The sequence below is a fragment of the Halomonas sp. H5 genome (assembly GCF_050613175.1).
Lineage (GTDB): Bacteria > Pseudomonadota > Gammaproteobacteria > Pseudomonadales > Halomonadaceae > Bisbaumannia > Bisbaumannia salifodinae.
In genome coordinates, this window is sequence record NZ_CP192510.1 from 1,621,106 (window position 1) to 1,641,222 (window position 20,117).

13 protein-coding genes and 3 rRNA genes are annotated in these 20,117 nt (G+C 62.9%); 13 read left to right on the forward strand and 3 right to left on the reverse strand.

Going from position 1 to position 20,117, the window contains the following annotated elements; all coding sequences use genetic code 11:
- Positions 1 to 14 precede the first annotated feature (14 nt).
- The 10 genes from ACQ1W9_RS07480 to ACQ1W9_RS07525 all read left to right on the forward strand — a co-directional run bounded on the left by ACQ1W9_RS07480 (position 15) and on the right by ACQ1W9_RS07525 (position 15,491).
- Entirely contained in the window at positions 15 to 737 is a 723-nt protein-coding gene (locus ACQ1W9_RS07480; RefSeq protein ID WP_146804300.1) for a GntR family transcriptional regulator, read from the forward strand.
- 16 nt (positions 738 to 753) lie between these two features.
- The gene (gene prpB / locus ACQ1W9_RS07485) at positions 754 to 1,644 is read left to right on the forward strand and encodes a methylisocitrate lyase (RefSeq protein ID WP_346061861.1); all 891 of its coding nucleotides are present in this window, start codon (positions 754 to 756) and stop codon (positions 1,642 to 1,644) included.
- Between the two features lie 51 nt (positions 1,645 to 1,695).
- Entirely contained in the window at positions 1,696 to 2,820 is a 1,125-nt protein-coding gene (gene prpC / locus ACQ1W9_RS07490) for a bifunctional 2-methylcitrate synthase/citrate synthase (protein WP_431026022.1), read from the forward strand.
- Between the two features lie 111 nt (positions 2,821 to 2,931).
- Positions 2,932 to 5,568: a Fe/S-dependent 2-methylisocitrate dehydratase AcnD gene (gene acnD, locus ACQ1W9_RS07495; protein ID WP_431026023.1), complete on the forward strand. Its 2,637-nt coding sequence runs from the start codon at positions 2,932 to 2,934 to the stop codon at positions 5,566 to 5,568.
- Entirely contained in the window at positions 5,565 to 6,770 is a 1,206-nt protein-coding gene (gene prpF / locus ACQ1W9_RS07500) for a 2-methylaconitate cis-trans isomerase PrpF (protein ID WP_431026024.1), read from the forward strand. The genes acnD and prpF overlap by 4 nt, the downstream gene beginning before the upstream one ends.
- A gap of 97 nt (positions 6,771 to 6,867) precedes the next feature.
- Positions 6,868 to 8,352: a 2-methylcitrate dehydratase gene (prpD, locus tag ACQ1W9_RS07505; protein WP_431026025.1), complete on the forward strand. Its 1,485-nt coding sequence runs from the start codon at positions 6,868 to 6,870 to the stop codon at positions 8,350 to 8,352.
- A gap of 595 nt (positions 8,353 to 8,947) precedes the next feature.
- A 16S ribosomal RNA gene (locus ACQ1W9_RS07510) occupies positions 8,948 to 10,487 on the forward strand.
- A 162-nt stretch (positions 10,488 to 10,649) separates the two neighbouring features.
- Positions 10,650 to 13,537 (forward strand): 23S ribosomal RNA (locus ACQ1W9_RS07515).
- Positions 13,538 to 13,646: 109 nt separating this feature from the next.
- Positions 13,647 to 13,762: ribosomal RNA gene (rrf, locus tag ACQ1W9_RS07520) — 5S ribosomal RNA — on the forward strand.
- The 16S, 23S and 5S rRNA genes sit together here, the layout of an rRNA operon.
- A 154-nt stretch (positions 13,763 to 13,916) precedes the next feature.
- Positions 13,917 to 15,491 carry a BCCT family transporter gene (locus tag ACQ1W9_RS07525; RefSeq protein ID WP_431026026.1) on the forward strand — a complete coding sequence of 525 codons (1,575 nt, stop codon included), beginning with the start codon at positions 13,917 to 13,919 and terminating at the stop codon, positions 15,489 to 15,491.
- 100 nt (positions 15,492 to 15,591) lie between these two features.
- Here the strand turns inward: ACQ1W9_RS07525 and gdhA are convergent, their stop codons facing one another.
- Positions 15,592 to 16,944 (reverse strand): NADP-specific glutamate dehydrogenase, encoded by a 1,353-nt coding sequence (gdhA, locus tag ACQ1W9_RS07530; protein ID WP_431026027.1) that lies wholly within the window; start codon positions 16,942 to 16,944, stop codon positions 15,592 to 15,594.
- A gap of 292 nt (positions 16,945 to 17,236) precedes the next feature.
- Here gdhA and ACQ1W9_RS07535 point away from each other — a divergent pair, with 292 nt between their 5' ends.
- Complete coding sequence (locus ACQ1W9_RS07535) at positions 17,237 to 17,647, forward strand: DUF2721 domain-containing protein (protein WP_346062050.1); 411 nt, start codon at positions 17,237 to 17,239, stop codon at positions 17,645 to 17,647.
- A 57-nt stretch (positions 17,648 to 17,704) separates the two neighbouring features.
- Complete coding sequence (gene rlmM / locus ACQ1W9_RS07540; protein ID WP_346062051.1) at positions 17,705 to 18,772, forward strand: 23S rRNA (cytidine(2498)-2'-O)-methyltransferase RlmM; 1,068 nt, start codon at positions 17,705 to 17,707, stop codon at positions 18,770 to 18,772.
- A gap of 25 nt (positions 18,773 to 18,797) precedes the next feature.
- On the opposite strand, the gene ACQ1W9_RS07545 is transcribed toward rlmM, so the two are convergent.
- Positions 18,798 to 19,082 carry an antibiotic biosynthesis monooxygenase family protein gene (locus ACQ1W9_RS07545; RefSeq protein ID WP_431026028.1) on the reverse strand — a complete coding sequence of 95 codons (285 nt, stop codon included), beginning with the start codon at positions 19,080 to 19,082 and terminating at the stop codon, positions 18,798 to 18,800.
- A 53-nt stretch (positions 19,083 to 19,135) separates the two neighbouring features.
- On the opposite strand from ACQ1W9_RS07545, the gene tusA reads away from it, so the two are divergent.
- The gene (gene tusA / locus ACQ1W9_RS07550) at positions 19,136 to 19,387 is read left to right on the forward strand and encodes a sulfurtransferase TusA (RefSeq protein ID WP_346062053.1); all 252 of its coding nucleotides are present in this window, start codon (positions 19,136 to 19,138) and stop codon (positions 19,385 to 19,387) included.
- A gap of 37 nt (positions 19,388 to 19,424) precedes the next feature.
- Here tusA and ACQ1W9_RS07555 read toward each other — a convergent pair whose 3' ends face one another.
- Positions 19,425 to 20,114 carry a hypothetical protein gene (locus tag ACQ1W9_RS07555; protein ID WP_431026029.1) on the reverse strand — a complete coding sequence of 230 codons (690 nt, stop codon included), beginning with the start codon at positions 20,112 to 20,114 and terminating at the stop codon, positions 19,425 to 19,427.
- Positions 20,115 to 20,117: the final 3 nt, after the last annotated feature.

The window sequence follows — 20,117 nt, forward strand, 5'->3', positions numbered from 1 at the left end:
GTCGACAATTAATCATGACGACTCCGATACCCGAAAGCACCGCCCCCGAGGTTCGCACCCTCGCCGAACGGGTCTTCCAGCAGCTCCAGGAGGCCATCGTCCGCGGTGAGCTGGCGCCGGGCAGCAAGATCACCGAGCCGGGCCTCTCCAAGACCTACGGCATCTCCCGTGGTCCGCTGCGCGAGGCCATGCGCCGCCTGGAAGTCCACCGGCTGATCGAGCGGGTGCCCCATGTGGGGGCCCGGGTGGTCAAGCTCTCCATGAAGGAGCTGCTCGAGCTGTTCGATGTGCGCGAGGCCCTGGAGAGCATGGCCGCCCGGCTCGCCGCCGAGCATATGACCGCCGAGGAGATCGCCGGCCTGCGCGAGGTGCTGGCGGTGCACGAGCGTCAGGGCGACCTGAAGCGGGGCGAGGCCTACTACCAGCGGGAAGGGGATCTCGACTTTCACTATCGGATCGTCCTGGGCAGCCATAACAAGATGTTGATGACGCTGCTGTGCGATGACCTCTATTACCTGGTGCGTCTGTATCGCACCCAGTTCAGTGCCAGCGGGTCGCGCCCCCAGCGCGCCTTCGTCGAGCACCACCGTATCGTCGATGCCATCGAGGCCGGGGATGCGGAGCTCGCCGAGCTGTTGATGCGCCGCCACGTCAGCGCCTCGCGGGCCAATGTCGCCGAACGCTATGCCGCCACCCTGGCCGAGGAGGCCGAGGCCTCTGAGCCGGCGGCCCGATAACCCAGGAGAACCCAGCATGACTCGACCGACCCCCGGCGCCCGTTTCCGTGCCGCCCTCGAGGCCAACCGCCCGCTGCCCATCGTCGGCACCATCAATGCCTACACCGCCATGATGGCCGAGCGGGTCGGTCACCAGGCCATCTACCTCTCCGGGGGCGGGGTGGCCAATGCCTCCTTCGGCCTGCCGGACCTGGGCATGACCACCATGAACGACGTGGTGGAGGACGCCCACCGTATCTGCGGCGCCACCGAGCTGCCGCTGCTGGTGGATATCGATACCGGCTGGGGCGGCGCCTTCAATATCGCCCGCACCGTCAAGGAGATGCAGCGTGCCGGCGTGGCCGCCGTGCACCTGGAGGATCAGGTGGCCCAGAAGCGCTGCGGTCACCGCCCCAACAAGGCCATCGTCTCTCAGGCCGAGATGGTCGACCGGGTCAAGGCCGCCGCCGATGCGCGCCTCGACCCGGACTTTTACCTGATCGCCCGCACCGACGCCTTCCAGAAGGACGGCCTGGACGCCGCCATCGAGCGCTCCCAGGCCTGCATCGAGGCGGGCGCCGACGCCATCTTCGCCGAGGCGGTGCACACCCTGGACGACTACCGGGCCTTCTGCGAGCGGGTCGACGCGCCAATACTCGCCAATATCACCGAGTTCGGCGCCACGCCGCTGTTCAGCCAGCAGGAACTGGCCGAGGTGGGCTGCCGGATGGTGCTCTACCCGCTGTCCGCCTTCCGCGCCATGAACGCCGCGGCGCTGAAGGTCTACCAGAGCATCCTCGATACCGGCCACCAGCGCGAGGTGGTGGAGTTGATGCAGACCCGCGACGAGCTCTACGACTTCCTCAACTACCACGCCTTCGAACAGAAGCTGGACGCCCTCTTCGCCGAGAAGGGCGGTGACGCCTGAGGCGTCCGGCCATCACAAGAACATGCCACACGCCAGTTAAGGAGAGAGACGATGACAGATCAACCCGTCAGCACCGGCCTGCGTGGCCAGAGCGCCGGTTCCACCGCGCTCTGTACGGTCGGCCAGAGCGGCGCCGGCCTCACCTATCGCGGCTACGATATCCACGAGCTGGCCGAGAAGGCCAAGTTCGAGGAGGTCGCCTACCTGCTGCTCAAGGGCAAGCTGCCCAACCGGGCCGAGCTCGACGCCTATCTCGCCAAGCTCAAGGGGCTGCGCGGCCTGCCGCCGGCACTCAAGGCCGTGCTGGAACAGATCCCGGCCAGCGCCCACCCCATGGACGTGATGCGCACCGGCGCCTCCATGCTCGGCAACCTGGAGACCGAGGAGAGCTTCGATCAGCAGCAGGACGTCTCCGACCGCCTGCTGGCGGTGCTGCCCTCGATCATCTGCTACTGGTACCGCTTCAGCCATGACGGCGTGCGCATCGACACCGAGACCGACGACGACTCGGTGGGTGCGCACTTCCTGCACCTGCTGCGCGACGAGGCGCCCTCGGAGCTCCACGCCCGGGTGATGAACGTCTCGCTGATCCTCTACGCCGAGCACGAGTTCAACGCCTCGACCTTTACCGCCCGGGTCTGTGCCTCGACCCTCTCCGACTTGCACTCCTGCGTCACCGGGGCCATCGGCTCGCTGCGCGGCCCGCTGCATGGCGGCGCCAACGAGGCGGCCATGGCGATGATCGAGCACTGGACCTCGCCCGACGAGGCCGAGCGCGAGATCCTCGGCATGCTCGAGCGAAAGGAGAAGATCATGGGCTTCGGGCACGCCATCTATCGCGAGTCCGACCCGCGCAACGCCATCATCAAGCAGTGGTCGAAAAAGCTCGCCGATGACGTGGGCGACAGCGTGCTCTACCCGGTCTCCGAGCGGGTCGAGGCGGTGATGTGGCGCGAGAAGAAGCTGTTCTGCAATGCCGACTTCTTCCACGCCAGCGCCTACCACTTCATGGACATCCCCACCAAGCTGTTCACGCCGATCTTCGTCTGCTCGCGGGTCACCGGCTGGTGCGCCCATGTCTTCGAGCAGCGCGCCAACAACCGCATCATTCGTCCCAGCGCCGACTACGTCGGGCCCGAGAAGAGCGAGTGGGTGCCGCTGGAGGAGCGCGACTGATTCAGCGTCGGGCCCGGGTGTGATGCCGAGCGTATCGGTGCCACCCGGGCCACCTCTCCCTCCCGCCGTCCCCTGCCGCCCTACGCTTCTGACGCCCCAGGATGCCTGACCATGAATACCGAATACCGCAAGCCGCTTCCCGGCACCGAGCTGGACTACTTCGACGCGCGCGCCGCCGTCGAGGCGATTCGCCCCGGCGCCTATGACACCCTTCCCTACACGTCCCGGGTGCTGGCCGAACAGCTGGTGCGTCGCTGCGCCCCCGAGGAACTCACCGAGTCCCTCAAGCAGTTGATCGAGCGCCGCCGCGACCTGGACTTCCCCTGGTATCCGGCGCGGGTGGTGTGCCATGACATCCTCGGCCAGACGGCGCTGGTCGATCTGGCCGGCCTGCGCGACGCCATCGCCGAGCAGGGCGGCGACCCGGCCAAGGTCAACCCGGTGGTGCCGACCCAGCTGATCGTCGACCACTCGCTCGCCGTGGAGCACGCCGGCTTCGAGCCGGACGCCTTCGACAAGAACCGCGCCATCGAGGATCGCCGCAACGAGGATCGCTTCCACTTTATCGAGTGGACCAAGACCGCCTTCGAGAACGTCGACGTGATTCCCGCCGGCAACGGCATCATGCACCAGATCAACCTGGAGAAGATGTCGCCGGTGGTGCAGGCGCGCCCCGATGAGACTGGCAAGCGCGTGGCCTACCCGGACACCTGCGTGGGTACCGATAGCCACACCCCGCATATCGATTGCCTGGGGGTGATCGCCATCGGCGTCGGCGGCCTCGAGGCCGAGACCGTGATGCTGGGCCGTCCCTCCATGATGCGCCTGCCGGATATCGTCGGCGTGGAACTGACCGGCCAGCGTCAACCGGGCATCACCGCCACCGATATCGTCCTGGCGATCACCGAGTTCCTGCGCCAGGAGCGGGTGGTCGGGGCCTACCTGGAGTTCTTCGGCGAGGGGGCCCGGAGCCTGACCATCGGCGACCGCGCCACCATCTCCAATATGACCCCGGAGTATGGCGCCTCCGCGGCGATGTTCTATATCGATGACCAGACCCTCGACTACCTGACGCTCACCGGCCGCGAGCCGGAGCAGGTCGCGCTGGTCGAGACCTACGCCAAACAGGCCGGCCTGTGGGCCGACAGCCTGAGCGAGGCCCAGTACGAGCGGGTGCTGACCTTCGATCTGTCCAGCGTCGAGCGCAACCTGGCCGGCCCCTCCAACCCCCATCGCCGCCTGCCCACCAGCGCCCTGGTCGAGCGCGGTATCGCCGTGGACCTGGACCGCGCGCTGGCCGAGGAGCGGGAGGGCAGGATGCCCGATGGCGCGGTAATCATCGCCGCCATCACCAGCTGCACCAACACCTCCAACCCACGCAACGTGGTGGCCGCGGGCCTGTTGGCCAAGAAGGCCAACGAATTGGGCCTCACCCGCAAGCCCTGGGTGAAATCCTCCTTCGCTCCGGGGTCGAAGGTCGCGCGTCTCTACCTGGAAGAAGCGGGCCTGCTGCCCGAGCTGGAGAAGCTCGGCTTCGGTATCGTCGCCTACGCCTGCACCACCTGTAACGGCATGTCCGGGGCGCTCGATCCGGCGATCCAGCAGGAGATCATCGACCGCGACCTCTACGCCACCGCGGTGCTCTCCGGTAACCGTAACTTCGATGGCCGCATCCATCCCTACGCCAAGCAGGCCTTCCTGGCCTCACCGCCGCTGGTGGTGGCCTATGCCATCGCCGGCACCGTGCGCTTCGATATCGAGCAGGACGTGCTGGGCCATGACCCCGACGGCAACCCGGTGACCCTCAAGGAGCTCTGGCCCTCCGACGAGGAGATCGACGCCATCGTCAATGAGTTCGTCAAGCCGGAGCAGTTCCAGCGGGTCTATATCCCGATGTTCGACCTGGGGGCGGTGGACGCGGCCGAGAGCCCGCTCTATGACTGGCGTCCGCAGAGCACCTATATCCGTCGTCCGCCCTACTGGGAAGGCACCATGGCGGCGGTGCGCGGGCTCAAGGGCATGCGGCCCCTGGCGATCCTCCCGGACAACATCACCACCGACCACCTGTCGCCGTCGAATGCCATCATGAGGGACAGCGCGGCGGGGGAGTACCTGCACCAGATGGGCCTGCCGGAGGAGGACTTCAACTCCTATGCCACCCACCGGGGCGATCACCTCACCGCCCAGCGGGCGACCCTGGCCAACCCCAAGCTGTTCAACGAGATGGTCCGCGACGAGGCCGGCGAGGTGATCCAGGGGTCGCTGGCGCGCATCGAGCCGGAAGGCGAGGTGATGCGCATGTGGGAGGCGATCGAGACCTACATGAACCGCAAGCAGCCGCTGATCGTCATCGCCGGCGCCGACTACGGCCAGGGCTCGTCCCGGGACTGGGCGGCCAAGGGCGTGGCCCTGGCCGGGGTCGAGGCGATCGTCGCCGAAGGCTTCGAGCGCATCCACCGCACCAACCTGATCGGCATGGGCGTGATGCCGCTGCAGTTCGAGGAGGGCACCACCCGCCATACCCTACGGCTCGACGGTACCGAGACCTATGACGTGGAGGGGACGCCTGCGCCCCGCGCCAGGCTCGAGCTGGTGATCCATCGCAAGACCGGTGAGGTCGACCGGGTGCCGGTGATCTGCCGCCTGGATACCGCGGAAGAGGTCACCGTCTACTCCGCCGGCGGCGTGCTGCAGCGCTTCGCCAAGGACTTCCTGGAAGGGGTGGAGAGTGAGGGGGTGAGCGCATGAGCCAGGCAGCCCAGACTCATGGTGCACAGCTCCGCATTCCCGCCACCTATCTGCGCGGCGGGACCAGCAAGGGCGTCTTCTTCCGGCTCGATGACCTGCCGGAAGCCGCCCGGGTACCCGGCGAGGCCCGCGACCGCCTGTTGCTGCGGGTAATCGGCAGCCCCGACCCCTACCAGAAGCAGATCGACGGCATGGGTGGCGCGACGTCCAGTACCAGCAAGACGGTGATCCTCTCCAAAAGCGAGCGCCCCGACCACGACGTGGACTACCTCTTCGGTCAGGTGGCCATCGACAAGGCCTTCGTCGACTGGAGCGGCAACTGCGGCAACCTCTCCGCCGCCGTGGGCCCCTTCGCCGTGGCCAACGGCCTGGTGGACCCGGCACGTATTCCCGATAACGGCGTGGCGGAGGTGCGCATCTGGCAGGCCAATATCGGCAAGACCATCGTCTGCCAGGTGCCGATCACCAACGGTCGGGTGCAGGAGAGCGGCGACTTCGCGCTGGACGGCGTGACCTTTCCCGCCGCCGAGGTGCCGGTGGCCTTCAAGGACCCGGCCGACGGGGAGGGCGCCATCTTCCCTACCGGTAACCTGGTCGACGACCTGGAGGTGCCGGCCGAGGTGGTGGAGGGGGGCGTCCTCAAGGCGACGCTGATCAATGCCGGTATCCCGACCATCTTTATCAATGCCGCCGATATCGGTTATGCCGGTACCGAGTTGCAGGAGGCGATCAATGGCGATGCCGAGGCGCTCGAGCGCTTCGAGACGATCCGCGCCCATGGGGCCCTGAAGATGGGCCTGATCGCCGACCTCAGTGAGGCGGCCAATCGCCAGCACACCCCCAAGGTGGCCTTCGTGGCGCCCCCGGCGAGCTACACCGCCTCCAGCGGCAAGGCGGTGAAGGCCGAGGAGATCGACCTGCTGGTGCGGGCGCTCTCCATGGGCAAGCTGCACCACGCCATGATGGGTACCGCGGCGGTGGCCATCGCCTCGGCGGCGGCCATCGAGGGCACCCTGGTCAACCGCGCCGCCGGCGGCGGCCAGCGCAACGCCGTCACCTTCGGCCACCCCTCCGGTACCCTGCGGGTGGGGGCCGAGGCGAGCCTCGAAGACGGGCGCTGGGTCATCGATCAGGCGGTGATGAGCCGCAGCGCCCGAGTGCTGATGGAAGGCTGGGTACGCGTGCCCGCGGACACCCTCTAACCCTTCTCGCTCCTCGCCAGTGCCTCCCTCACGCCCCGGCCGATGGCCGGGGCGTTTCCTATAGTGAGGGCAAACCCGTGGATTCCAGGAGGGCAGCATGACGACCACCGTGGAGGCCAATCGACGCCCGGACTATGACCCGGAGCTGCAGCGCATCGCCGACTATGTGCTGGATTACCGTATCGACAGCGAGGCGGCCTGGGAGACCGCGCGGCTGTGCCTGATGGATAGCCTGGGGTGTGCCTTGCTGGCGCTGCGTTTCCCGGAGTGCACCAAGCACCTGGGGCCACTGGTGGAAGGCACCCTGGTGCCCCAGGGGGCGCGAGTGCCGGGGACCAGCCTGCGTCTCGACCCGGTCAAGGCGGCCTGGGATATCGGCTGCCTGGTGCGCTGGCTCGATTACAACGACACCTGGTTGGCGGCGGAGTGGGGGCACCCCTCCGATAACCTGGGGGCCATCCTGGCGGTGGCGGATCACCTCTCCCAGCGGCGACTGGTCCGGGGCGAGGCACCGCTGGTCATGCGTGATGTCCTCGATGCCATGATCCGCGCCCACGAGGTCCAGGGCGTGCTGGCGCTGGAGAATGCCTTCAACCGGGTCGGCCTCGACCACGTCGTACTGGTCAAGGTGGCCTCCACGGCGGTGGCCGCCAGGCTGATGGGGGCCGATCGCGAGCAGATGCTCGCGGCGCTCTCCCACGCCTGGGTGGATGGCCAGAGCCTGCGCACCTACCGGCATGCGCCCAACGCCGGGTCCCGCAAGAGCTGGGCGGCGGGAGACGCCGCTTCGCGGGGCGTGCGCCTGGCGGATATCGCCCGGCGCGGCGAGATGGGCATTCCGGGGGCGCTTAGCGCGCCCCAGTGGGGCTTCTACGACGTGCTGTTCAGCAAGACCAACCGGGATCAGGCCCTCAAGCCCGAAGACGCGCGTCGCTTTTCCCTTCCCCGGGAGTTCGGCAGCTATGTGATGGAGCGGGTCCTCTTCAAGCTCAGCTTCCCGGCGGAGTTCCATGCCCAGACCGCCTGCGAGGCGGCGGTGGCCCTGCATCCCCAGGTGAAGGGTCGCTTCGAGGAGATCGAACGCATCGTCATCACCACCCAGGAGTCGGCGATTCGCATCATCTCCAAGTCCGGGGCGCTGGCCAACCCCGCCGATCGGGATCACTGCCTGCAGTATATGGTGGCGGTCCCCCTGATTTTCGGCGAGCTCAGTGCCGAGCATTACGAGGATGCCTTCCATGCCGCCCACCCGCTGATCGATGAGCTGCGCGAGCGGATGGAAGTGGTGGAGGAGCCTCGCTATAGCCGCGACTACCTGGATCCCGACAAGCGCTCCATCGCCAATGCCGTCCAGGTGTTCTTCGCCGATGGCTCCGCCACCCAGCCGGTGGCCGTGGAATATCCCATCGGGCACCGCAGGCGACGAGCCGAAGGCGTACCGGCCCTGGAGGCCAAGTTCCGGCACCATCTGGCCACGCGCTTTCCACCCCGACGCTGCGAGCAATTGATGGCCCTGTGTCGAGATCAGGAGCAACTGGAGGCCATGTCGGTCCCCCATTTCATGGATCTCTGGATGATCTAATGACGGATCTTGATGTGCGTCATGGTCGATATCGCCAGCCTGTTCTATATTTTTATGGATAGGGGCTTGCAGGGCCCCGGGGAAATCCGTAAAGTACGCATCCGCTGCCGGCGACGGACATCGTGGCCAGCGGCAATGAGTGGCAAAAGTGCTTGTTTCTGTTGGGGTTTTCGAATCCCTCTCGCGAAAATCGCGATTGACAGAGCGGCCGGATGCGGTAGAATGCATCGCCACACCGACCGGCCCGTCGCCGGCTCGGATGACCACGGGTCGCTGCCTCGCAGCACGCCTCAGGGTCGCCGAGCAGGGCTTGACAGCAGCGGCCGAATCGGTAGAATGTCGCTTCCTCGCAGCGGCGTCGCAACAGCGACCAAAGCGAGACGCTCCGCTCTTTAGAGAGCCCGGAGCCGCTCTTTAACAATCGATCAGGTAATTCATGTGGGCGCTTGTCGGTGAGGCGGTGAGAAGTCACCAAATCATCAAGGCAAGCGACTCGTCAAAGACCTTCGGGTCTTTTTGAGAACGTTTGAACCTTGAGCCAAGTTTGGTTCGCTTTTGTTACCTTCGGGTGACAAGTAAGAACCACAATGATTTTAAACTGAAGAGTTTGATCATGGCTCAGATTGAACGCTGGCGGCAGGCCTAACACATGCAAGTCGAGCGGAAACGATGGAAGCTTGCTTCCAGGCGTCGAGCGGCGGACGGGTGAGTAATGCATAGGAATCTGCCCGATAGTGGGGGATAACGTGGGGAAACTCACGCTAATACCGCATACGTCCTACGGGAGAAAGCAGGGGATCTTCGGACCTTGCGCTATCGGATGAGCCTATGTCGGATTAGCTAGTTGGTGAGGTAACGGCTCACCAAGGCGACGATCCGTAGCTGGTCTGAGAGGATGATCAGCCACACTGGGACTGAGACACGGCCCAGACTCCTACGGGAGGCAGCAGTGGGGAATATTGGACAATGGGGGAAACCCTGATCCAGCCATGCCGCGTGTGTGAAGAAGGCCTTCGGGTTGTAAAGCACTTTCAGCGAGGAAGAAGGCCTGAGGGCTAATACCCTTCAGGAAGGACATCACTCGCAGAAGAAGCACCGGCTAACTCCGTGCCAGCAGCCGCGGTAATACGGAGGGTGCGAGCGTTAATCGGAATTACTGGGCGTAAAGCGCGCGTAGGTGGCTTGATAAGCCGGTTGTGAAAGCCCCGGGCTCAACCTGGGAACGGCATCCGGAACTGTCAGGCTAGAGTGCAGGAGAGGAAGGTAGAATTCCCGGTGTAGCGGTGAAATGCGTAGAGATCGGGAGGAATACCAGTGGCGAAGGCGGCCTTCTGGACTGACACTGACACTGAGGTGCGAAAGCGTGGGTAGCAAACAGGATTAGATACCCTGGTAGTCCACGCCGTAAACGATGTCGACTAGCCGTTGGGTTCCTTGAGAACTTTGTGGCGCAGTTAACGCGATAAGTCGACCGCCTGGGGAGTACGGCCGCAAGGTTAAAACTCAAATGAATTGACGGGGGCCCGCACAAGCGGTGGAGCATGTGGTTTAATTCGATGCAACGCGAAGAACCTTACCTACCCTTGACATCGTGCGAACTTTCCAGAGATGGATTGGTGCCTTCGGGAACGCACAGACAGGTGCTGCATGGCTGTCGTCAGCTCGTGTTGTGAAATGTTGGGTTAAGTCCCGTAACGAGCGCAACCCTTGTCCCTATTTGCCAGCGATTCGGTCGGGAACTCTAGGGAGACTGCCGGTGACAAACCGGAGGAAGGTGGGGACGACGTCAAGTCATCATGGCCCTTACGGGTAGGGCTACACACGTGCTACAATGGTCGGTACAAAGGGTTGCAATACCGCGAGGTGGAGCTAATCCCATAAAGCCGGTCTCAGTCCGGATCGGAGTCTGCAACTCGACTCCGTGAAGTCGGAATCGCTAGTAATCGTGAATCAGAATGTCACGGTGAATACGTTCCCGGGCCTTGTACACACCGCCCGTCACACCATGGGAGTGGACTGCACCAGAAGTGGTTAGCTTAACCTTCGGGGGAGCGATCACCACGGTGTGGTTCATGACTGGGGTGAAGTCGTAACAAGGTAGCCGTAGGGGAACCTGCGGCTGGATCACCTCCTTAAACGACGACTGCCGCCTGCCGGCAAGTGCTCACATGAATTGCCTGATTGTTTCAGAGCAAGTGCTCTTTAAAAATATGAATCATGCTGACAAATTGAAGATACGTCTCAAGCGTATCCGGCAATTATCGTACCAATCGCGACCAGACCCCTTCGGGTTATATGGTCAAGCGATTAAGCGCATACGGTGGATGCCTTGGCAGCCAGAGGCGATGAAGGACGTTGTAGCCTGCGATAAGGTTCGGTGAGGTGGCAAACAACCTGTGACCCGGACATTTCCGAATGGGGAAACCCACTCATCATAAGATGAGTATCCTGCACTGAATCCATAGGTGCAGGAGGCGAACCGGGGGAACTGAAACATCTAAGTACCCCGAGGAAAAGAAATCAACCGAGATTCCCCAAGTAGCGGCGAGCGAACGGGGACCAGCCCTTAAGCTGGTGACTGGTTAGGCGAACGAGCTGGGAAGCTCGACCATAGGGGGTGATAGTCCCGTAGCCGAAAACCTGATCCAGTGAAATCGAGTAGGTCGGGGCACGAGAAACCTTGACTGAAGACGGGGGGACCATCCTCCAAGGCTAAATACTCCTGGCTGACCGATAGTGAACCAGTACCGTGAGGGAAAGGCGAAAAGAACCCCGGAGAGGGGAGTGAAATAGATCCTGAAACCGTATGCGTACAAGCAGTGGGAGCAGACTCGTTCTGTGACCGCGTACCTTTTGTATAATGGGTCAGCGACTTATATTCAGTGGCGAGCTTAACCGTATAGGGGAGGCGTAGGGAAACCGAGTCTTAACTGGGCGACCAGTCGCTGGATATAGACCCGAAACCGGGCGATCTATCCATGAGCAGGTTGAAGGTTGAGTAACATCAACTGGAGGACCGAACCAGGATCTGTTGAAAAAGATTTGGATGACTTGTGGATCGGAGTGAAAGGCTAATCAAGCCCGGAGATAGCTGGTTCTCCTCGAAAGCTATTTAGGTAGCGCCTCACGTATCACCGCCGGGGGTAGAGCACTGTTTCGGCTAGGGGGCCATCCCGGCTTACCAACCCGAGGCAAACTCCGAATACCGGTGAGTGCAGCGTGGGAGACACACGGCGGGTGCTAACGTCCGTCGTGAAAAGGGAAACAACCCAGACCGTCAGCTAAGGCCCCAAAATCCTGGTTAAGTGGGAAACGATGTGGGAAGGCTTAGACAGCTAGGAGGTTGGCTTAGAAGCAGCCATCCTTTAAAGAAAGCGTAATAGCTCACTAGTCGAGTCGGCCTGCGCGGAAGATGTAACGGGGCTCAAACCAGGTGCCGAAGCTACGGGTTCGTCGAATGACGAGCGGTAGAGGAGCGTCGTGTAAGCCGATGAAGGTGGGTTGAGAAGCCCGCTGGAGGTATCACGAGTGCGAATGCTGACATGAGTAACGATAAGGGGAGTGAAAAACTCCCCCGCCGGAAGACCAAGGGTTTCTGTTCGACGCTAATCGGAGCAGAGTGAGTCGGCCCCTAAGGCGAGGCCGAAAGGCGTAGTCGATGGGAAACGGGTCAATATTCCCGTACCTCACAGAATTGCGATGGGGGGACGAAGAAGGCTAGGTGAGCCAGGCGTTGGTTGTCCTGGTGAAAGTCAGTAGGCCGAGATCTTAGGCAAATCCGGGATCTCAAGGCCGAGAGACGAGACGAACAGACTACGGTCTGGAAGTCATTGATGCCACGCTTCCAGGAAAAGCCTCTAAGCTTCAGATTCTGTGAGACCGTACCCCAAACCGACACAGGTGGTCAGGTAGAGAATACCAAGGCGCTTGAGAGAACTCGGGTGAAGGAACTAGGCAAAATGGTGCCGTAACTTCGGGAGAAGGCACGCCGGCGTAGTGTGAACACCCCACGGTGGAAGCACGAACCGGTCGAAGATACCAGGTGGCTGCAACTGTTTATTAAAAACACAGCACTCTGCAAACGCGCAAGCGGACGTATAGGGTGTGACGCCTGCCCGGTGCCGGAAGGTTAATTGATGGTGTTAGGCTCCGGCCGAAGCTCCTGATCGAAGCCCCGGTAAACGGCGGCCGTAACTATAACGGTCCTAAGGTAGCGAAATTCCTTGTCGGGTAAGTTCCGACCTGCACGAATGGCGTAATGATGGCCACACTGTCTCCACCCGAGACTCAGTGAAATTGAAATCGCAGTGAAGATGCTGTGTACCCGCGGCTAGACGGAAAGACCCCGTGAACCTTTACTATAGCTTCACACTGGACGCTGATGTTGCTTGTGTAGGATAGCTGGGAGGCTTGGAAACCCGGACGCCAGTTCGGGTGGAGCCAACCTTGAAATACCAGCCTGGCATCATTGGCGTTCTAACTCAGCCCCGTCATCCGGGGCGAGGACAGTGTGTGGTGGGTAGTTTGACTGGGGCGGTCTCCTCCCAAAGAGTAACGGAGGAGCACGAAGGTACCCTCAGCACGGTCGGAAATCGTGCATTGAGTGCAAGAGCATAAGGGTGCTTGACTGCGAGACAGACACGTCGAGCAGGTACGAAAGTAGGTTCTAGTGATCCGGTGGTTCTGTATGGAAGGGCCATCGCTCAACGGATAAAAGGTACTCCGGGGATAACAGGCTGATACCGCCCAAGAGTTCACATCGACGGCGGTGTTTGGCACCTCGATGTCGGCTCATCACATCCTGGGGCTGAAGTCGGTCCCAAGGGTATGGCTGTTCGCCATTTAAAGTGGTACGCGAGCTGGGTTTAGAACGTCGTGAGACAGTTCGGTCCCTATCTGCCGTGGGCGTCGGAAGTTTGAGAAGAGCTGCTCCTAGTACGAGAGGACCGGAGTGGACGCACCTCTGGTGTTCCGGTTGTCACGCCAGTGGCATTGCCGGGTAGCTATGTGCGGACAGGATAACCGCTGAAAGCATCTAAGCGGGAAGCCCCCTTCAAGATGAGACTTCCCTGAGGCCTTGCGCCTCCTAAAGGGTCCAGCAAGACTAGCTGGTTGATAGGTCGGGTGTGGAAGCGCTGCGAGGCGTTGAGCTAACCGATACTAATGGCCCGTGAGGCTTGACCATATAACCCCAAGGGGTTTGCGCGATGGTACGCGCCGGATACGTGAGACGATCCTCAACAGCATGATTCATAGGCGGGTTGCGACACAAACGCAGCCGGCCACCGTTTACGCCTGACGACCATAGCGAGTGGGAACCACCTGATCCCATGCCGAACTCAGCAGTGAAACCGCTCAGCGCCGATGGTAGTGTGGGGTCTCCCCATGCGAGAGTAGGTCATCGTCAGGCACTTATTCAGAGAAAACCCCAGCTTCGACAGAGGCTGGGGTTTTTTTATGGCATGTATGGCCCCCCCAAACCAATATTGAGCAATGGCGACCCAGCTTCTAACGAGGCTGGGTTTTTTTATGATTTCTGAAATCTGATGGAGATAACTGACGGCATGTCCCGTTCACAATCCGAGGCTTCCCCCGCCCTCGAGGGCGCCGGCACACGCCAGTCCCTGGGAGATCCCCTGGTGCTTGGCCTGAGTATCGGCTTTATCGTGCTCTTCGTGGCCGCTTCTCTCTACGATATCGAGGGCGTGGCCGGGGCCATCGCGGCCGGCTTCGCCTGGACGGCGAAGGTGCTGGGCTCTTATTTCCAGTTGCTGCTGCTGGTGACCTTCTTCGTGGCCGTCGGGGTGGCGTTATCGCCGGCCGCACGCGCCCGGGTGGGAAATCTCGACAGCCCGGAGATAAGTACCTTCAAGTGGCTGTCGATCATCATGTGCACCCTGCTGGCGGGGGGAGGGGTCTTCTTCGCCGCCGGTGAGCCTATCTACCACTTCGTGGTGACGCCGCCGGCCTTCGAGACCGAGGCGGGCAGCGTCGAGGCGGTGAGTGGTGCCCTGGCGCAATCCTTTATGCATTGGGGCTTCCTGGCCTGGGCGGTACTGGGTTCCCTGACCGCCGTGGTGCTGGCCCATGCCCACTACGTTTGCGGGCTCCCCCTGCAGCCGCGCACCCTTCTGGTGCCGGTCCTCGGCGAGCGCTTGATGCGCGGCCCCCTGGGAGGGGTGGTAGATGCCTGCTGCGTGATCGCCGTGGTGGCGGGGACCGTGGGGCCGATCGGCTTCCTGGCCACCCAGGTCAGCTTCGGTCTGCATGAGTTGGTGGGGATCTCCCAGGGCTATGGCACCCAGTTGATCATCCTCGCCGTGCTGGCCAGTGTCTATGTGGCCTCGGCGATGAGCGGCATCCAGCGGGGAATTCAGCTGTTGAGTCGCTTCAATGTCCTCCTGGCCCTGGCCATCGCCCTGGTGATCTTCTTTTTCGGGCCGACACTGTTCCTGATCAATGCCTATACCCAGAGCATGGGGGCCTATGTCACCTCCTTCTTTACCATGGCCACCATGACCGCGGAGACGGCGCCGGCCTGGTGGATGCAGTGGTGGACGGTGTTCTTCTTCGCCTGGTTTATCGGCTACGGACCGCTGATGGCGATCTTCGTGGCGCGGATCTCCCGGGGGCGCACCATTCGCCAGATGATCCTGGCCGTGGCCGTGTTGGCGCCCATCGCCACTACGCTATGGTTCACCCTGCTGGGGGGCTCGGGCATTCACTATCAACTGAGCGGCGCCATCGATCTTACCGAGGCGCTGAATAACTTTCAGTTCGACGTGGCGACCCTGACCGTGGCCCAGGCCTTGCCGGGAGGCGCCGGGATGGCTCTGGCGATCCTGCTGCTGACCTCTATCTTCGTGGCCACCACCGGGGACTCCATGAGTTACTCGATCTCGGTAGTGGCTACCGGCCACGATGCACCGAGTCCGATGGTTCGCGCCTTCTGGGGTATCGCCATGGCGCTGATGGCGGCCATTCTGCTCTATATGGGGGCGGGCCAGATCGGCGCCCTGCAGCAGTTTATCGTGATCACCGCGATCCCGGTCTCCCTGGTGCTGCTGCCTTCACTCTGGACCGGGCCCCAGGCGGCCCTGGCCATGGCGCGCGAGCAGGGCATCCTCCTGGACCAGTAACAGCTCAGATGCGCATACGAAGACGCCCGGCCATTGGCCGGGCGTCTTGCGTTGGGGGCGATGAACTAGCCTCCCCTGATCGAGCGCATCAAGGAGGGAATTAGCCCACGCCCTGCTCGATCATGGCATCGGCGACCTTGCGGAAACCTGCAATGTTCGCACCCAACACCAGGTTGTGGGGCTGGCCGAACTCCTTGGCGGTGTCGGCACAGCGCTGGTAGATATCGGCCATGATGGACTGCAGCTTCTCGTCCACCTTCTCCAGGCTCCACTGTTGCATGCTGCTGTTCTGGGCCATCTCCAACTGACTGGTGGCCACGCCGCCGGCATTGGCGGCCTTGCCGGGACCATAGTCGATGCGCGCCTCCAGGAAGCGATCCACGGCGCCGGCGGTGGAGGCCATATTGGAGCCTTCACTGATGGCGCGCACGCCATTGGCCAGCATCGCCTCGGCGTCCGCTTCGGTCACTTCGTTCTGGGTGGCGGAGGGGAAAGCCAGCTCGCCCGGGATGCGCCATACCGCATGGCCGTCGGACGGATAGTCCTGGGCATCGATATAGGTGGCATCCGGATGATGCTCCACGTATTCACGCAGGGAGGTGCGCTTGACCTCCTTGAGCAACTTGAGGGTATCGAGCTGGATGCCACTCGGGTCATGGATGCTGCCCTGGGAGTCGGAGCAGGTCACCGGACGGGCGCCGAGCTGGTAGAGCTTCTCGATGGTGTAGATGGCCACGTTGCCGGCGCCGGAGACCAGGCAGGACTTGCCGTCGAGGGTGTCGCCGCGGGCGGCCAGCATGTTCTGGGCGAAATAGACCGCGCCATAGCCGGTCGCTTCCTTGCGGCCCAGGGAGCCACCCCAGTTGAGGCCCTTGCCGGTCAACACGCCTTCGTAGCGGCCGGTCAGGCGCTTGTACTGGCCGAACAGGTAACCGATCTCGCGGCCGCCGACGCCGATATCTCCGGCCGGCACATCGGTGGTGGGGCCGATATGGCGATAGAGTTCGTTCATAAAGGCCTGGCAGAAGCGCATGATCTCACGGTCCGACTTGCCCTTGGGGTCGAAATCGGAGCCGCCCTTGCCGCCGCCGATGGGCAGGCCAGTCAGGGCATTCTTGAAGATCTGCTCGAAGCCCAGGAACTTGATGATGCCGGCGTTGACGCTGGGGTGAAAACGCAGGCCGCCCTTGTAGGGGCCGAGTGCCGAGTTGAACTGGACACGGTAGCCCTTGTTCACGCGCACCTTGCCGTTGTCGTCCTGCCAGCAGACCCGGAACATGATCTGGCGCTCGGGCTCGACGATACGCTCGATGATGCTGTGATCATGGTAGTGGGGGTCCTTGTCGAGCAGGGGGCGCAGGCTATCGAGGACCTCTTCGGCGGCCTGGTAGAACTCGGTCTGGGCGGGACTGGTGCGCTTGAGGCGTTCCAGGGTGTCGTGCACGTAGGGCATGGGGGTGTCCTGTCGGTGGCGCTAAGGGTGAGCGACCGCATGGGATCGCTATCGTTATGAAAAGACTTTTCACTTGGCGCACCAATATAATGCAATGCACCCTTATGCAGCAACTGTATGGGTTATGCGGGGAATGTACGGCAATATTAGCCAAAATCACTTCAACTCTCCGAAATAGTCTGCACCAATGCAATGCATGAAGTATTTTTCATAGATGATTTTTCAACGATGAGTGGCATGAGGAGCGACTCTGGTAGACTGTTCTCGTCCGTTGATTTCGCTGGAGGCGTTCGTGACCCTGACCACCCCGGCCCTGTTGTTTCCGGCCATTTCCCTGCTGCTGCTTGCCTATACCAATCGCTTCCTGACCCTGGCCCAGTTGATTCGCAAGCTGGCCGATGAGGAGCGGGATCAGCACCACGAAGTGGCCGCCCGGCAGATCCTGATGCTGCGTCAGCGCATCAGCCTGACCAAGCGCATGCAACTGGCCGGGGTGTTGAGCTTCCTGCTCTGCACCCTGTCGATGTTCGCGCTCTTTCTCTCCCTGGAAATGCTGGGCATGGTGTTGTTCGGCATCAGTCTGTTGAGTCTGTCGGTGTCACTGATCTTCTCCCTGTGGGAGGTCACCATCTCGACCAATGCCCTGAACGTGCAGCTGCAGGATATCGAGGCCCTCAAGCAGTCCCGGGGCTCGCGGCGTTGACCTCGACGTGGTGGCGATGGGCGCTTAGACTTGGCGGCCCTACAACAGGAGGTCGCCGTGATTCCCCAGCATCTGCTGCTCTTGTGTCGTCCCGGTTTCGAGCATGATCTGGCCGCCGAGGTCAGCGACAAGGCCGCTGCCCTGGGCTGGGCCGGCGAGACGACGTTTGCCGCCAATGGAGGCGTGGTCGATTTCCGGGGCGCCGGTGAGACGCCGATCAATGGCCTGCACCGTGAATTACCCCTGGCCGACCTGGTCTTTGCCCGCCAGTCCCTGGTGGCGCTACCTCCCCTGGTCGGGCTCTCTCGGGAGGACCGCCTGTCGCCGATCCTCGAGCAGGTCCAGGCCAGCGGCTGGAGCTTCGAGTCGATCTGGCACGAGACGCCGGACACCAACGACGGCAAGGCCCTGGTGGGGCTGAGCAAGGCGCTGGATCGGCCCCTGACGTCGCTACTCAAGAAGCGCGGTGCCCTGCGTCGCAAGGCCGGCGGGCGGCGCCTGCACCTGCTGTGGACGGCGGGGGATGCGGTGCAGCTCGGTATCAGCTTCCCCGGCAACCGCAGCGAGCATCCCGGGGGGATCGTGCGCTTGCGCTTCCCCAAGGCGGCGCCGAGCCGCTCGACCCTCAAGCTGGAGGAGGCCTGGCACTGCTTCGTGCCCCGGGAGGAGTGGCCGGTGCGGCTGTACGAGGGCATGCAGGCGGCGGATCTCGGCGCGGCGCCCGGTGGCTGGACCTATCAGTTGGTGGCCCGCGGCATGCACGTCTACGCCATCGACAATGGCCCCATGGACAAGGCGCTGATGGCCAGCGGCCAGGTGGAGCACCTGCGCGAGGATGGTTTCGTCTGGGAGCCGCCGGGGCGCCTGGATTGGCTGGTCTGCGATATCGTCGACAAGCCGGCGCGGGTGATGGCGATGATCGAACGCTGGTTGCTGCGGCGCTGGTGTCGTGAGGCGGTATTCAATCTCAAGCTGCCGATGAAGCGGCGCTGGCAGGAGGTGGCGCGCTGCCTGGCGCATCTGGAGGCGAGCCTGGGCGAGGCGGGGGTCAGGGCCGAGCTGCGATGCCGTCACCTCTACCATGATCGGGAAGAGGTGACGGTGCATGTGCGCCTGCTGGACTGAGTCCGCCCGGCGAGGGTGGTCGGCCTCAGTAGTGTTCGTAGATGCGGATATGCTCGTCTTCGGTGAGCAGCGGCAGGATATGCTGCATGGCCTGCTGTCGCTCGAGGCTGTTTTCCCAGTCCTTCCAGGCGCTCAAGTCGCGCCACTGGGTGATCAGCAGGCGATGCTCCGGATGGTGGCGTTCGCGTAGGCTCTCCCCGGCGATAAAGCCGCGGGCATTGATGGAGGCACGCATGGCTTCCCGAGCCGCGGCATCGTATTCTTCTTCGAGCCCCGGCATGATCCGGCGCTCGATGATGATCTTGATCATGTTACAGCTCCCTATCCGGCTGGCCGAGCCGGCGACGACGTTCGAGGATACTCATGGCCGATATTGCCAATGACCTGCCCAAGGCGGATGCGCATCTGGACACCAGTGGACTCTATTGTCCCGAGCCGATCATGCTGATGCATAACCGGGTGCGTGACATGCGACCGGGGGAGGTGCTGGCGGTGACCGCCACCGATCCCGCCACCACCCGCGATATCCCCAAGTTCTGCAGCTTCCTGGGTCATGAATTGATCCACCAGTCCGAGCAGGGCGACACCTACACCTATCTTATCCGCTTGGGCTGAGGGTGCGCCATGGGGCGGCGTTAACGCCGCCTCTCGCCTACTTGGCCACCATCAGGGCCAGGGCCTCCAGGGTCGCCGGATCCTCCTCCTTGATGCGGTTGGCGATCACCCGCTGGAAGAAGTAGACCACCCGGTGGCGGCTATGCCCCGGGTAGAGGCAGTCGTCGCCGATCAGCACCGGGGTGGAGGCGACGCGGTTCTCGTCCACCAGTAGCGCCTCCACCTCACCGTTGCTGTAGAGCCGCCAGCCGAATACCTGCTTGAGTTGCCAGGGGGTGTCGTCGTCGTCCATGCACAGGGCGTGGGTGCCCTGGTTATCGGGGAGTTGCTGGATCAGGGTGGTCTCGCCGGTCTCCTCGTAGTCGAAGTAGGCGGCGGCATGCTCGAGTTCGAAGACCTTGTGTTCGGGAGGACTGTAGAAGATCTCCTCGGTCTCCGGGTCCCGGTAGCCGATGAAGTGGCCATGCTCGGGGTCGTCGAGCTCATGGCAGGGGGTCAGGGCCTCCATCCAGGGCACCAGGCCCACGACTTCGCCATCCTCGCGAAGGCCCCAGGCCAGCAATGGCATGCCGTAGAGGGTGTCGGGGTCCGAGGCCAGGCGATAGAGCATCTCCAGGCCGTCGAGTTCGGGACAAAGGCGCAGCAATCGGCGCTTGGCCAGTTGCCGTTGTCGCATGGTCTCCAGGTCGATGACCTGGGCGGAGCGGGGGGACAGTGGGATACCCATGAT

Bases quoted from the DNA above. Each gene is read 5' to 3' on its own strand.
- prpF (WP_431026024.1), top strand. From the start codon at position 5,565: ATGAGCCAGGCAGCCCAGACTCATGGTGCACAGCTCCGCATTCCCGCC.
- tusA (WP_346062053.1), top strand. From the start codon at position 19,136: ATGGCCGATATTGCCAATGACCTGCCCAAGGCGGATGCGCATCTGGAC.
- prpC (WP_431026022.1), top strand. From the start codon at position 1,696: ATGACAGATCAACCCGTCAGCACCGGCCTGCGTGGCCAGAGCGCCGGT.
- acnD (WP_431026023.1), top strand. From the start codon at position 2,932: ATGAATACCGAATACCGCAAGCCGCTTCCCGGCACCGAGCTGGACTAC.
- prpD (WP_431026025.1), top strand. From the start codon at position 6,868: ATGACGACCACCGTGGAGGCCAATCGACGCCCGGACTATGACCCGGAG.
- ACQ1W9_RS07555 (WP_431026029.1), bottom strand. From the start codon at position 20,114: ATGGGTATCCCACTGTCCCCCCGCTCCGCCCAGGTCATCGACCTGGAG.
- prpB (WP_346061861.1), top strand. From the start codon at position 754: ATGACTCGACCGACCCCCGGCGCCCGTTTCCGTGCCGCCCTCGAGGCC.
- ACQ1W9_RS07545 (WP_431026028.1), bottom strand. From the start codon at position 19,082: ATGATCAAGATCATCATCGAGCGCCGGATCATGCCGGGGCTCGAAGAA.
- gdhA (WP_431026027.1), bottom strand. From the start codon at position 16,944: ATGCCCTACGTGCACGACACCCTGGAACGCCTCAAGCGCACCAGTCCC.
- ACQ1W9_RS07525 (WP_431026026.1), top strand. From the start codon at position 13,917: ATGTCCCGTTCACAATCCGAGGCTTCCCCCGCCCTCGAGGGCGCCGGC.
- ACQ1W9_RS07480 (WP_146804300.1), top strand. From the start codon at position 15: ATGACGACTCCGATACCCGAAAGCACCGCCCCCGAGGTTCGCACCCTC.